An 11,796-nucleotide genomic window follows, 5' to 3' on the forward strand; every position below is an offset into this window, starting at 1 on the left:
CGAGGACGGACTGGAGGAGCTTCAGGCCGTTCAGGAAAGCCGCTACGACCTAGTCCTGATGGACATCAAGATGCCCCGGATGGACGGCGTTCAGGCCACGCAAGCCATTCGCGCCCTGCCCGGCGCCGTCGGCCGCGTGCCGATCGTGGCCCTGACCGCGAATGCGGACCCCGAAGACGCCAAACACTATCTCTCGATCGGCATGGCCGCAGTGGTTGAAAAGCCGATCAAGCCCGAACGCCTGCGGATGGCGATGAACGCCGCCATCTCCGCCGCTCACGAAGACGCACAAGACCAGGACCTGTCCGGTCGCGCCGTCGCCTGACCCTCAGTCCGGACGAACGTCCAGCGCCTCTTCGTCCTCTTCGTCGTAGCCGACCAAACGCAGGGCCCTCGCCTTTTGCCCGTTGATCTCGGCCCAGCGCAGCAAACCTTCCTCGCGGCCGTGGGTGATCCAGATTTCCTCCGGCCTGATCTCGGTGAAGGTCGCGGTCAGTTCGTTCCAGTCGGCATGATCCGACACGACCAACGGCAGTTCCACGCCGCGCTGGCGCGCCCGCGCCTTCACCCCCATCCACCCTGAAGCGAAGGCCGTGACCGGATCGGCGAACCGACGCGCCCATCGATCTTGGATGGCAGATGGCGGTGCGATGGCGACCTCGCCGCCCAGCGCATTCTTCGGTAGATCACGGGTCGGCGCCAGCGGGCCTAGGTCGACCCCTTCTCTTTCGTACAGGGCGTTCAGCCGCTCCAGCGCCCCATGAACATAGATGGTGCGGTCCCATCCGGCCTCGCGCAGCAGACGGATGATCCGCTGCGCCTTGCCCAGCGCATAGGCGCCGACCAGATGCGCCCGCTCGGGAAACTGTCCCAGCGAACGCACCAGCCGCCCGACCTCCTCCTCCGCCGGCGGATGGCTGAAGACCGGCAGGCCGAACGTCGCCTCCGAGATGAAGACGTGGCAGGGCACAGGCTCGAACGGCGCACAGGTCGGATCGCGGCGGCGCTTATAGTCACCGGACACGACCATGATCAGCCCCTTCCAGCGCACCTCGACCTGGGCCGAGCCCAGCACATGGCCGGCAGGCGCCAATCTGAGATCGACCCCATTGATCGCGGTCGCCTCGCCGTATTCCACCGATTGGGGCTGCAGCGTGAAATCCGCGCCATAACGTTCAGCCATGATCGCCAGGGTCTGGCGCGTCGCGAGCACACTCCCATGACCGGCGCGCGCATGGTCGGCATGGCCGTGCGTGATGACGGCGCGATCCACCGGCCGAACCGGGTCGATGTAGAAATCTCCCGGCGGGCAGTAGAGGCCGGCGGGCGTGGGATGCAGCAGGTCTTCGGGGCGGATCATCTTGCGGTAACGCTCTCGACGCCGTCGGGTCGCCGCCCCATAGAGGATGACCCCGAAAATCGGCGCAACAGGTTCAGTCCGCACGATGCACGAGAGTTTTCTGACCACCATCCTGCCGCAACTGGCCGCCGGCGCCGCCCACACCGGCGCCTTGGGCTTCACCTTCGACGGCCTGCACGATGGCCAGCCCCGTATTCGCGTGCCGTGGCGTGAGGATCTGGTCGGCGATCCCGACAGCGGCGTCTTTGCGGGCGGTCTGGTGACGACCTTGCTTGATCATATTGGCGGCCTGGCTGTGTGGACTGCGATGGACGCCTTCCAGCCCATCGCCACCCTGGATTTGCGCGTCGACTACATGCGCGCGGCAAGGCCGCGTCAGGACCTGCTGGCCCAGGGCCAATGTTTCCGACTGACGCCCAGCATCGCCTTCGTGCGCGCCTGGGCTTTCGAGGACGATCCCGCCGATCCGGTCGCCGCAGCGCAAGCCGCCTATATCCTCAACCAGACCCGCGAGCGGGCGCCCCATGCAAAAGGAGCGGCGGCGTGACCGACATCCTGAACCGCATGCCCTACGCTCGCTTTCTTGGCCTTCAGACCTTGGTCAGCGGCGACGAAGTTACCGTCATCATGCCCTTCGACGACAAGCTGATTGGCAATCCGATGCTGCCCGCCCTGCACGGCGGATCGACGGCCGCCCTTCTGGAAATGACGGCGATGGCTCAGGTTGCGCTCAGCTTTCCTGGTCCGCGACTGCCCCGCCCGATCAATGTCACGGTCGCCTATCTGCGCACCGGCAGACCGATCGACGTCTTCGCGCGTGCTCGCATCAGCCGGGCGGGTCGTCGCGTCGCCCATGTGCATGCGGAGGCCTGGCAAGAAGAACGTCAACAGCCTATTGCGTCCCTTACCGCACACTTCCTACTGGACAACCAGGACTGATCACCGCGCCCTAGCGCGCTGATTCGCGCCGACTTCTTGCTATGATTGGCTTTCAACGCCGTGCTTACGGCGGCGCTTCAACGCGCGATTGTCGATATGGTAAAGATTGCTCTACCAAACAGGGTTAAGACGTGATAACCATACGGTTCTTGTAAACCTGTCTTTGAGGGGCTTTCATGGACCGCACTGAAGTCGTCACCAGCGTTGCTGGCGATCTGCATGCTACCGAACTCGCGATCGACGCCGCGATCACCCAGGCGACCACGCTGGTTCAATCCTTCATCGGCGCTCGCGCCGCTCTGTCGCTCTCGCCGGTCTCCGGCACGATGTCGCAAGCCAAGGCCATGGAAACAATCGCCGCCCTCTCGGCCGCCCGCGAATCCATCGTGGCCTGCCATGCCGAGCTGCAAAAAGATCACCGCCGCCTCGGCTTCGGCACCTACGCCGCCGGCCCGGTCGCCAAGCCCGACGATTGGTGGGAAGACAAGCCCGTCAAAGGCCATCTTCGCGTCGCGTGAATTGTTGGTAAGCTTCACTGAACGAGATTTCAGTCGAAGCTAAATTCGGTCATTATCGCCCTCGCGCATTTTCGCGCGGGGGCGATTTGTCATGTTGAATATCGTCTACGCGATTATTGGTGCCGTCTTCATGGTCGGCATGGCGCTATTCGCCTTTCTCAAAGGCGGCCGTTCCGAGCGGATAGGTGCGGGCGCCTACCTGTTTGCTTGGTTTGCGACCATTGTGATGCAAGAAGGTAGCGGCTTCAGAGGCGTTCCATTGGGACTGTTTCTGATCGACATTTCGCTGCTCTGCATTTTCGCGGCGATCGCCTGGCGGCACCGGCAGTCTTGGCCGGTTTGGGCTAGCGGCCTACAACTCATTGTCGTGATGGCTCATATCATGGCGCTCACTGGCCAAGCAGTGTCTGCATCGTCACTTTATACGATCATGAATCTCACAGGTTACCTGATCATCGCGTGCATCATCATCGGCACATTCTACGCTTGGCAGGAGCGTCGGGCAGCTGAACTGATAGGTAGAAATTCCTAGCATCCGATCGTATGCTGGCGGCGAATCGGTCGCTGGAATCTCATGCCGCTATCCCACGCCAAGCTCTGGAAGGCCGTCGACGCCTTGGCGCGGCGTGAGGGTCTGACACCGTCGGGCTTGGCGCGGCGGGCCGGTCTGGATGCGACGAGTTTCAATCCCTCTAAACGCTTCGGGCCCGGCGATCCCCCGCGTCCACGCTGGCCATCGACCGAGAGCATGACGCTGGTGCTTCAGGCGACGGGCTTGTCGCTATCGGAGTTTGCGGTGTTGGCCGAAGACGCGCCGGAGGCGCCGACCAGCGTGCCCTTGCTGGGTCTCGCCAAGGCGGGTCAGGACGGTTTCTTCGACGACGCCGGCCTGCCGGTGGGCGAAGGTTGGGATCAGACCGATCTGCCGCGCGCCAAGGACACCCTGTTCAGCCTTCAGATCACCGGCGATTCGATGTCTCCCCTCTATCGCGAAGGCGACCGCGTCATCGTGGATCAAGAAGCGACGCAGGTACGGCGGGGCGATCGGGTCGTCGCTCGCCTGACCAGCGGAGAAACCGTGGCCAAGGAGGTGACCAGCCTGACCAGCCGCGCCGTCACCTTGGCCTCGATCAATCCCGACTACCCGCCAAGGATCGTGTCCCGACGCGAGATCGAATGGATGGCCCGCATCCTTTGGGTCAGCCAGTGACGCGCAGTAAAAACCCCGCCCGGCGAACCGGACGGGGCTTTCGATTAGCGGCGAACTGAACTCAGTTGGCCGTGACGTAGTGGGCGTTCACCCAACCGCCGCCTGCAATCTGCACCCACTCGCCTTGCGAACCGATGGCGGTGAAGGGCTGACCGGCCGACAGCGTGCCGGCTTGGCGATAGTTGGTGCCGGGGCCGCTGCGGATGCGCAGGTTCGACGAAGCGCGATATTGAGCGCCGCTGGAGGTCGATGCAGCACGGGCGCGCTGCTGGTTGCAGCCGATATAGGAACCGGCGGCGGCGCCGGCGCCCGCACCGACGATGGTGCCAGCCGTACGCTCATTGCGAGCGAGGTTCGAGCCCACCACACCACCGACCACGGCGCCGATCAGAGCGCCCGCACGTTGGCGACCGCCCGGGGCGTCACAGTTGGTCACGCCGTTGGCTTGAGCTTGGGCGGACATCGGGGCGGCGGTCACCATGGCGGCCAAGGCGGCAGCAGTGGCCAAACCGGTCTTGAAAATCTTGTTCGACATAACTCTTCTCCTGTCAGCGCGTTTGCCGATGAAGGGAGAATGCACGGACGAACCTGAAGGCTCCCGGAGCTTCGCCGTTATTTTCCGTTCATCTTGGCTATGCGCGCAGACTGGCGGCGGGCGACAAATCGTCTGGCGATATCGATGTCGCGTTCGATGAAGTGTTTCCGGCGCACGAACTGGAAGTCCAGCACGCGCGCCCACAGATGGAGCATGCGGTCGTGGGTCACAAAAACCGTCACCGCCTCGACCGGCGGCGGCGGCCCCCAGGCCTCAGCCAGCTTCGCCAGATGCTGGACCGTGGCATCGTCGGTCATGGGTTCGCATTCGACGATCCAGTCCCAGCTGCAGAGCTCAGGCCTTTGCGTGATCAGATCGACCGTCGCTTTCAGCACGCGGTCGGCCGATCCGGCCGAGACCAGGTCGAGCATCAGGACCCTGTTCGCCTCGTCGATCTCGTAACGCAACGTCGCCTCCCCCGGCTACGTCCCCTCAGGCTGGCATCACGCAACAATCCTGACGCAAGGTCAAGGTTGCGCCAGTTCTCCGTTTGCGCCCGCCTCGATCAGGGCGATCGTCTGCGGCAGACCGTAGATGGCGGCGAACGAACCGAAGCGCGGCCCCTGGCTGGCGCCCAGCAGCACCTCGTAGAGCGCGCCGAACCAGGCTCGCAGCGGCTCGAACGCGTGGGCCTTGCCGACCGCATAGACCTCGTTCTGGATCAGCTCGCCGTCGGTGGTGTCGGCCGGCAGCGCCTTCAGCCGTTCGGCCAGGTCCAGCAGCCCCGCCTTCTCCTTGTCGTCCGGCAGGCGGTACGATTTCGAGGGCTTCACGAAGTCCTCGTAGTAGTTCAGCGCGTGGTCCATCAGCCGATCCAGCAGCGGCTCGTTCTGCGGCGTGGCGTCAGGCAGGTATTTGGCGAAATAGGCCCACAGCTGGTCCTTGGTCGAGGCGTTGGCCACGCCGACCAGGTTCAGAAGCAGGGCGAAGGACACCGGGGACGTGTGGGTCGGCGGATCGCCCGCATGGATCGACCAGACGGCGTTGTCGATCCGCTTGGCCGGCTCCTGCGTCTTGTAGCTTTCGATGAAGGCCAGATAGTCGTCGATGGCGCGCGGAATGACGTTGAAGTGCAGGCTTTTGGCCGACTTCGGTGACTGGAACATATACCACGACAGACTCTCGGGCGTGCCGTAGCGCAACCACTCGTCCATCGTCAGGCCGTTACCCTTGGACTTGGAGATCTTCTTGCCCTCGATGTCGAGGAAGAGCTCGTAGTTGAAGCCCTCAGGCGGGGTGCCGCCCAAGGCGCGGCAGACCTTTGAGCTTTCGCGCACGCTCTCGATCAGGTCCTTGCCCGACATCTCATAGTCGATATCCAGCGCGACCCAGCGCATGGCCCAGTCGGGCTTCCATTGCAGCTTCACATGGCCGCCCGTGACCGGCACCTCGGTTCGGTTGCCCGGTTCGCCGGCGGGGTCTTCGAAGGTAATCGTGCCCTTCTCGACGTTGCGCGCCAGGGTCGGGACCTGCAGCACATGGCCGGTGATCGGGCTGACGGGCAGGAAGGGCGAATAGGTGGCGCGGCGCTCCTCGCCCAAGGTCGGCAGCATGATGGCCTGGACCGCGTCGAACCGTTCCAGAAGCGTCAGCAGCGTCGCGTCAAACCGGCCCGACTTGTAGGTCTCGGTCGATGACATGAACTCATAGTCGAAGCCGAAGCTGTCGAGGAAGGCGCGCAGGCGGGCGTTGTTGTGCGCGCCGAAGCTGTCGTGGGTGCCGAAGGGATCGCGCACCCGCGTCAGGGACAGATGCAGGTCCTCGCGCAGCATCTCGGGGTTCGGGACGCCCTCCGGCACCTTGCGCAGGCCATCCATGTCGTCGCTGAAGGCGATCAGGCGCGTGGGCCAGTGATCGCCGGTCAGGGCGCGGAAGGCGTTGCGCACCATGGTGGTGCGGGCGACCTCGCCGAAGGTGCCCATGTGCGGCAGGCCCGACGGGCCATAGCCGGTCTCCAGGATCACCGGGCGCTGCAAGGCAGGAAAGGCCGCCAGGGCTTCATCCGCCTTGCCGGCGTCGATCAGGGCGCGCGCTTCGGCTCGCTCGGTCTCGCCCAGCCGTTTCTTCAGAACATGGGCCAGCAGGTTGCGGGCTTGTTCGAAGGGCCAGGACTTGGCCTCGCGGGCGAGGGTTTCGAGGTTCTGAAGCATGGCGGCGGTTTGCAGTCTGCATCCCGCCCGGTCAACCGCGATCAGGCTTTGGCGGCGATTACGATGATCTCGACCTTGTAGTCGGGCGACGCGAGCCGGCTTTCGCCCGTCGCGCGGGCCGGCGGGTTGGCGGTGTCGACCCAGACGTCCCAGACGCCGTTCATCGCCTCGAAGTCGGCGATATCCGCCAGCCAGATCTGGGCCATCAGGATCTTGGACTTGTCGCTGCCGGCTTCGGCCAGCAGGGCCTCGATCTCCGCCAGCGCCGTTCGGGTCTGCGTCGCCACATCGTCCCCGGCTTCGCCGACCTGGCCGGACAGATAGATGGTGTCGCCGTGGACGACGGCCTCGCTCATGCGGGCGCCGGGCTGGATGCGGGTGATCATGGGCGGAAGTCCTTCGAAAACGTCCCTCACCTATCGCCGCCAGGGCCCGGCTGTCGAGCGGCTAGCGGCGGTTGAACCGAGAGACGGTCAGGCCGACGACCAGGGCGCCGGCGCCGACGATCAGGGCGTCCTCGATCAAGCCGCTCTTGGTCTGGCCAATGCGGGCCATGGCCTTCTTGCGGCCCGAGAGGGTCAGATAGGCCAGCGGCACGGCCGTGCCGACCGCCAGGCCGGCGCCCAACTTCTCCTTGCCGCGAGGGGCCAGGGCTGCGCCGGCGATGCCCGCGCTCATGACCCGCGCCAACAGGCCCAGGAAGACGGTGCGATCGGGCGCGGTCTTCATCTTGTCTCCCAGCAGTTCGCCGACGCCCATGGCCAGGGCGCCGAACTTGAACAGCGGCCGGTTCAGCAGGAAGACGCGGCCGGGCAAGGGCTTGTGCGCCAGTTCGGCGGTGGCGAGGGCCGCCATCGGGGTCATGGAACGGGCGCTGGCGACGGCGCCGATGAGGGCGGACGGGAGGAGGTCGAGGGCTTTCATGCCGCCACAACACTCGACCGGGCCGGAAGGTTCAGCCCGTTTCAGCCGCGCGCCGCCAGGACGTTGCGGATCGCCAGGCTGGAGTGGATGCGCGACACGCCCGGCAGGCGCGACAGGACGTCCTTGTGGATCACCTCATAGGCAGCGATGTCGGGCGCGACGGCGCGGACGATGTAGTCGGCCTCGCCCGCCATCAGATAGCAGTCGCGGATTTCAGGGTGGTTGCGGACGGCCGCCTCGAACCGGCGCATGTGGTCGTCGGTTTGTTTTTCCAGCGTGATCTCGACATAGGCGACGACGCCGTCGTCGCTGTCGTTGGCCAGGACGGCGGCATAGCCCCGGATCACCCCGCGCTCTTCCAGCCGGCGCACGCGCCGCAGGCAGGCGGAAGGCGACAGACCGACGGCGGAGGCCAGGTCCGCATTGCTGATGCGCCCATCGGCGCGGAGCCGTTGAAGGAGGCGTTGGTCGAGGGGATCAAGCAGGGACACAAGTTTCCGCCATTCAGCCGCAGATTATTGCGTCAGATTTCTATCAGCGACCGATCGTTGCGCAAACAGGCAGGATCGTCGATCCATGCGGCGCTAGCTTGCGGCGCATAACAACATTGGGCTTGGGAACGTCACATGCGGGTTCTGGTGCTTGGGTCAGGCGTCATCGGCGTCACCACCGCCTGGTATCTCAGCCAGGCCGGGCATGAGGTCACAGTCGTCGATCGGCAGGCCGGCCCGGCGCTGGAAACCAGCTTCGCCAACGCCGCGCAGATTTCGCCGGGCTATTCCGCGCCCTGGGCTGCGCCGTCGATTCCGGTCAAGGCGATGAAGTGGCTGCTGATGCGCCACGCACCGCTTATCGTGCGGCCGCGGCTGGACATGGCCATGGTGCGCTGGACCGTCGCCATGCTGCGCAACTGCACCCATGATCGCTATGCGCTGAACAAGAGCCGGATGGTGCGTCTGGCCGAATACAGCCGCGACCAGATCGACCTGCTGCGACGCGAGACCGGCATCACCTATGACGGTCGCCAGCAGGGCACGCTGCAGCTGTTCCGCACGGAAAAGCAGCTGGCCGACGTGCACAAGGACGTCGATGTGCTGAAGGCCGCCGGCGTGCCGTGCGAGGTTCTGGACCGCGCGGGCTGTATCGCGGCCGAGCCGGGCCTGGCCGCCTCCGACGTTGATTTCGTCGGGGGTCTTCGTCTGCCGCATGACGAGACCGGCGACTGCTTCCTGTTCACCAACGCCCTGGCGAAGCTGGCGGCGGAGCGCGGCGTGGTCTTCCATACCGGAACCGAGATCCAGTCGATCACGATGACGGACGGTCGTGCGACCGGCGCCCTGACCAGCAAGGGCGCCATGACCGCCGATCTGGTGATCCTGGCGCTCGGCTCCTATTCGCCGATGATGGCCAAGCCGCTGGGGCTGGATCTGCCCGTCTATCCGGTGAAGGGCTATTCGATCACGGCCAAGATCGTGAACGAAGACCGGGCGCCCGTCTCCACCGTCATGGACGAGAGCTACAAGGTGGCGATCACGCGCCTGGGCGACCGCATTCGCGTGGGCGGCATGGCCGAACTGTCGGGATACAACAACACCCTGCCCGCCGTCCGTCGCGAGACCCTGGCCCATTCGGTCGGCAGCCTGTTCCCCGGCGGCGGCGACCTGGCGGGCGCCAGCTATTGGTCGGGCCTGCGTCCGATGACGCCGGACGGCACGCCGGTGATCGGCGCGACCAAGGTTCCAGGGCTTTACCTGAACACCGGCCACGGCACCCTGGGTTGGACCATGGCGTGCGGCTCGGCGCGGGTTCTGGCCGACATGGTCGACGGCAAGGCGCCCGAGATCGAGACCCGCGACCTGTCGCTGAACCGCTATGGCGCCTGGGCCGGGGCGTTCGCGCCGGGCTACAGCTGAGATCAGACGTCGACGGGGAATTTTACCGTCTAAAGAGTCTAATTCGTCTAATCGCGCGGCGGTGAGGCCTTGGGCCGCGGACGGGAATTCACCGTCTAAAGTGTCTAATCCGTCTAATCTGACGCCATCATCCGGGTGAGGCGCGGGCGGGATTTGGTCATCCCTTCCGCCTGAACTTACGCTGTCAAAGATCGCCGGCCAGTCTAACACACGACCGGGGCGCGGTCGGTTAGACGCCGTTCGGGCGCGAAAACCCGTTGTGAATCAGACAGCGGCGCGCCGACGAAGCGCTGGCAGCACGCCGCAGCGTGGCGCGGCGCGTCGGAGCCCCCTATAGAGCGCGCGATGAAGACCGCCGATTTCGATTTCGACCTGCCCGAAGACCGGATTGCGTTGCGCCCGGCCGATCCGCGCGATTCCGCACGGCTGCTGGTGGTGAAAGGCGGTGCGCTGGAAGACCGGGTCATTCGCAATCTGCCGGACTTCCTGCAGCCGGGCGACGCCTTGGTGTTCAACGATACGCGGGTCATTCCCGCCCGTCTGTCGGGCGTGCGTCAGCGGATCGGGGCCGAGGGCGAAACCCTGACGGTCGAGGTGGAGGCGACGCTGCATCACCGCGACGCGCCCGACGTTTGGTCCGCTTTCATGAAGCCCGGCAAGCGCATCAAGCCGGGGGATCGGGTTCGTTTTGGAAACGCGAGCGACGCCGCTTGCGACCTGGGGCGACTGGACGCGACGGTGACGGCCAAGGGGGAAGACGGCCTGATCACCCTGACCTTCGACCTGGCGGGGCCGGCGCTGGACGATGCGATCCGCGATGTCGGGGTCATGCCCCTGCCGCCCTATATCGCCGCGAAACGACCCGAGGACGACCGCGACCGGTCGGACTATCAGACCGTCTTCGCCGAGCATGACGGGTCGGTCGCGGCGCCGACGGCGGGGCTGCATTTCACCCCGGCCCTGCTGGACACCATTCGAGCCAAGGACGTCTCGACCCATGCGGTGACGCTGCATGTCGGGGCCGGCACCTTCCTGCCGGTCAAGGCCGACGACCTGGCCGACCACAAGATGCACAGCGAATGGGGCGAGGTGTCGCCTGAAACCGCCGCCGCCCTGAACGCCGTCCATGCAAAGGGCGGGCGCATCGTCTGCGTCGGCACCACCTCCCTGCGGCTGCTAGAGAGCGCGACGGCCGAGGACGGCGAGATCAAACCCTTCCACGGCGACACGGCCATCTTCATCACGCCCGGCTATCGGTTCCGGGCGGTCGATGTGCTGATGACCAACTTCCACCTGCCGAAGTCGACGCTGTTCATGCTGGTCAGCGCCTTTGCGGGCACGGCGACGATGAAGGCGGCCTATGCCCATGCGGTCGCCGACGGCTATCGCTTCTATTCCTACGGCGACGGATCGCTGCTGTTCGGCGACTGATCGCGGGTCAGGGCCAGAAGCGGCCTGAGCGCCAGGCCTCGCCGTCGTGGTCGAAACGCAGTCGGTCATGCAGACGGAACGGGCGATCGCGCCAGAACTCGACCGAGCGCGGCACGACGCGCCAACCGGTCCAGTGGGACGGGCGCGGCACCTCCTGACCATCGAAACGCGCGGTTTCGCGGCCCACGGCCTCTTCAAGCACGGTGCGATCCGACAGGGGGCGGGATTGGTCCGAGGCCCAGGCGCCGATGCGGCTTTCGCGCGCGCGGCTGGCGAAATAGGCGTCGGCCTCGGCCGCCGTGACCGGCTCGACCGCGCCGCGCACCCGCACCTGGCGACGCAGGGATTTCCAGTGGAAGGTCAGGGCGGCGGCCGCGCAACCGGCCAGTTCGACGCCCTTGGCGCTCTCGCTGTTCGAATAGAAGGTGAAGCCCCGCGCATCCACGTCCTTCAGCAGAACGATCCGCGCATCGGGCAGGCCGTCGGCGTCGACGGTCGACAGGGTCATGGCGTTGGGATCGTTCGGTTCGTGCGCCCTTGCGTCCGCCAGCCATTCGACGAACAGGCCGATCGGTTCGGGGCGATCGAAGATGGTCTCGTCGCCATTGGCGGCCAGGGCGGCGGCATAGTCGCGGGCGTATTCCTCACGCGACGGGCTGGGCGGGATCACGGAAGCGGTCATGCGAGTGATGTAGTCCGTGCGGGTGCGGCTGGGAATGATCGAGGTCAAAAACGGGCATGTCGCCGTCAGGGTTA

The 11,796-nt window shown here is 65.6% G+C and carries 16 protein-coding genes; 8 read left to right on the plus strand and 8 right to left on the minus strand.

What is annotated here, in order from left to right; all coding sequences use genetic code 11:
* On the plus strand, positions 1-325 hold a 325-nt coding region (locus RT123_RS06900), incomplete at its 5' end, for a response regulator (protein WP_313008498.1).
* Positions 326-328: 3 nt separating this feature from the next.
* Here RT123_RS06900 and RT123_RS06905 read toward each other — a convergent pair.
* Entirely contained in the window at positions 329-1,360 is a 1,032-nt protein-coding gene (locus RT123_RS06905; protein WP_313008499.1) for a ligase-associated DNA damage response exonuclease, read from the minus strand.
* Between the two features lie 85 nt (positions 1,361-1,445).
* Between RT123_RS06905 and RT123_RS06910 the strand changes: the two genes are divergently transcribed.
* From RT123_RS06910 to RT123_RS06930, 5 genes are all read left to right on the plus strand, one after another.
* On the plus strand, positions 1,446-1,907 hold the full coding sequence (locus tag RT123_RS06910) for a PaaI family thioesterase (protein ID WP_313008500.1): 462 nt from the start codon (positions 1,446-1,448) through the stop codon (positions 1,905-1,907).
* Positions 1,908-1,924: 17 nt separating this feature from the next.
* A complete protein-coding gene (locus RT123_RS06915; RefSeq protein ID WP_409514898.1) occupies positions 1,925-2,299 on the plus strand; it encodes a PaaI family thioesterase in 375 nt (124 codons plus the stop codon).
* Positions 2,300-2,475: 176 nt separating this feature from the next.
* A complete protein-coding gene (locus tag RT123_RS06920) occupies positions 2,476-2,817 on the plus strand; it encodes a hypothetical protein (protein ID WP_066552012.1) in 342 nt (113 codons plus the stop codon).
* A gap of 91 nt (positions 2,818-2,908) precedes the next feature.
* Complete coding sequence (locus RT123_RS06925; protein ID WP_313008502.1) at positions 2,909-3,349, plus strand: hypothetical protein; 441 nt, start codon at positions 2,909-2,911, stop codon at positions 3,347-3,349.
* Between the two features lie 42 nt (positions 3,350-3,391).
* The gene (locus RT123_RS06930; protein ID WP_313008503.1) at positions 3,392-4,027 is read left to right on the plus strand and encodes a helix-turn-helix transcriptional regulator; all 636 of its coding nucleotides are present in this window, start codon (positions 3,392-3,394) and stop codon (positions 4,025-4,027) included.
* A gap of 61 nt (positions 4,028-4,088) precedes the next feature.
* Here the strand turns inward: RT123_RS06930 and RT123_RS06935 are convergent, their stop codons facing one another.
* From RT123_RS06935 to RT123_RS06960, 6 genes are all read right to left on the minus strand, one after another.
* On the minus strand, positions 4,089-4,562 hold the full coding sequence (locus RT123_RS06935) for an SH3 domain-containing protein (protein ID WP_313008504.1): 474 nt from the start codon (positions 4,560-4,562) through the stop codon (positions 4,089-4,091).
* 77 nt (positions 4,563-4,639) lie between these two features.
* A complete protein-coding gene (locus RT123_RS06940) occupies positions 4,640-5,029 on the minus strand; it encodes a hypothetical protein (RefSeq protein WP_313008505.1) in 390 nt (129 codons plus the stop codon).
* 60 nt (positions 5,030-5,089) lie between these two features.
* Complete coding sequence (locus tag RT123_RS06945; protein WP_313008506.1) at positions 5,090-6,772, minus strand: lysine--tRNA ligase; 1,683 nt, start codon at positions 6,770-6,772, stop codon at positions 5,090-5,092.
* 41 nt (positions 6,773-6,813) lie between these two features.
* A complete protein-coding gene (locus RT123_RS06950) occupies positions 6,814-7,158 on the minus strand; it encodes a RidA family protein (protein ID WP_313008507.1) in 345 nt (114 codons plus the stop codon).
* A gap of 61 nt (positions 7,159-7,219) precedes the next feature.
* Entirely contained in the window at positions 7,220-7,696 is a 477-nt protein-coding gene (locus tag RT123_RS06955) for a hypothetical protein (RefSeq protein ID WP_091747886.1), read from the minus strand.
* Between the two features lie 41 nt (positions 7,697-7,737).
* Complete coding sequence (locus RT123_RS06960) at positions 7,738-8,187, minus strand: Lrp/AsnC family transcriptional regulator (protein ID WP_039246401.1); 450 nt, start codon at positions 8,185-8,187, stop codon at positions 7,738-7,740.
* A 135-nt stretch (positions 8,188-8,322) separates the two neighbouring features.
* Between RT123_RS06960 and RT123_RS06965 the strand changes: the two genes are divergently transcribed.
* Positions 8,323-9,609, plus strand: coding sequence for a D-amino acid dehydrogenase (locus tag RT123_RS06965; RefSeq protein WP_313008509.1), 1,287 nt, complete (start codon positions 8,323-8,325; stop codon positions 9,607-9,609).
* A 345-nt stretch (positions 9,610-9,954) separates the two neighbouring features.
* Positions 9,955-11,040, plus strand: a complete 1,086-nt coding sequence (queA, locus tag RT123_RS06970) for a tRNA preQ1(34) S-adenosylmethionine ribosyltransferase-isomerase QueA (RefSeq protein ID WP_313008510.1) — start codon at positions 9,955-9,957, stop codon at positions 11,038-11,040.
* 7 nt (positions 11,041-11,047) lie between these two features.
* Here queA and pdxH read toward each other — a convergent pair whose 3' ends face one another.
* Positions 11,048-11,722, minus strand: a complete 675-nt coding sequence (gene pdxH, locus RT123_RS06975; RefSeq protein ID WP_313008511.1) for a pyridoxamine 5'-phosphate oxidase — start codon at positions 11,720-11,722, stop codon at positions 11,048-11,050.
* Positions 11,723-11,796 lie beyond the last annotated feature (74 nt).

Origin of the sequence: Brevundimonas vesicularis, from assembly GCF_032067225.1 — a bacterium.
GTDB lineage: Bacteria > Pseudomonadota > Alphaproteobacteria > Caulobacterales > Caulobacteraceae > Brevundimonas > Brevundimonas vesicularis_F.

What these genes read in the sequence shown, in the direction of transcription:
- RT123_RS06920 (WP_066552012.1), top strand. Translation starts at nt 2,476, where the DNA reads ATGGACCGCACTGAAGTCGTCACCAGCGTTGCTGGCGATCTGCATGCT.
- RT123_RS06955 (WP_091747886.1), bottom strand. Translation starts at nt 7,696, where the DNA reads ATGAAAGCCCTCGACCTCCTCCCGTCCGCCCTCATCGGCGCCGTCGCC.
- RT123_RS06945 (WP_313008506.1), bottom strand. Translation starts at nt 6,772, where the DNA reads ATGCTTCAGAACCTCGAAACCCTCGCCCGCGAGGCCAAGTCCTGGCCC.
- RT123_RS06925 (WP_313008502.1), top strand. Translation starts at nt 2,909, where the DNA reads ATGTTGAATATCGTCTACGCGATTATTGGTGCCGTCTTCATGGTCGGC.
- RT123_RS06930 (WP_313008503.1), top strand. Translation starts at nt 3,392, where the DNA reads ATGCCGCTATCCCACGCCAAGCTCTGGAAGGCCGTCGACGCCTTGGCG.
- RT123_RS06915 (WP_409514898.1), top strand. Translation starts at nt 1,925, where the DNA reads ATGCCCTACGCTCGCTTTCTTGGCCTTCAGACCTTGGTCAGCGGCGAC.
- RT123_RS06950 (WP_313008507.1), bottom strand. Translation starts at nt 7,158, where the DNA reads ATGATCACCCGCATCCAGCCCGGCGCCCGCATGAGCGAGGCCGTCGTC.
- RT123_RS06965 (WP_313008509.1), top strand. Translation starts at nt 8,323, where the DNA reads ATGCGGGTTCTGGTGCTTGGGTCAGGCGTCATCGGCGTCACCACCGCC.
- queA (WP_313008510.1), top strand. Translation starts at nt 9,955, where the DNA reads ATGAAGACCGCCGATTTCGATTTCGACCTGCCCGAAGACCGGATTGCG.
- RT123_RS06910 (WP_313008500.1), top strand. Translation starts at nt 1,446, where the DNA reads ATGCACGAGAGTTTTCTGACCACCATCCTGCCGCAACTGGCCGCCGGC.
- RT123_RS06905 (WP_313008499.1), bottom strand. Translation starts at nt 1,360, where the DNA reads ATGATCCGCCCCGAAGACCTGCTGCATCCCACGCCCGCCGGCCTCTAC.
- RT123_RS06935 (WP_313008504.1), bottom strand. Translation starts at nt 4,562, where the DNA reads ATGTCGAACAAGATTTTCAAGACCGGTTTGGCCACTGCTGCCGCCTTG.
- pdxH (WP_313008511.1), bottom strand. Translation starts at nt 11,722, where the DNA reads ATGACCGCTTCCGTGATCCCGCCCAGCCCGTCGCGTGAGGAATACGCC.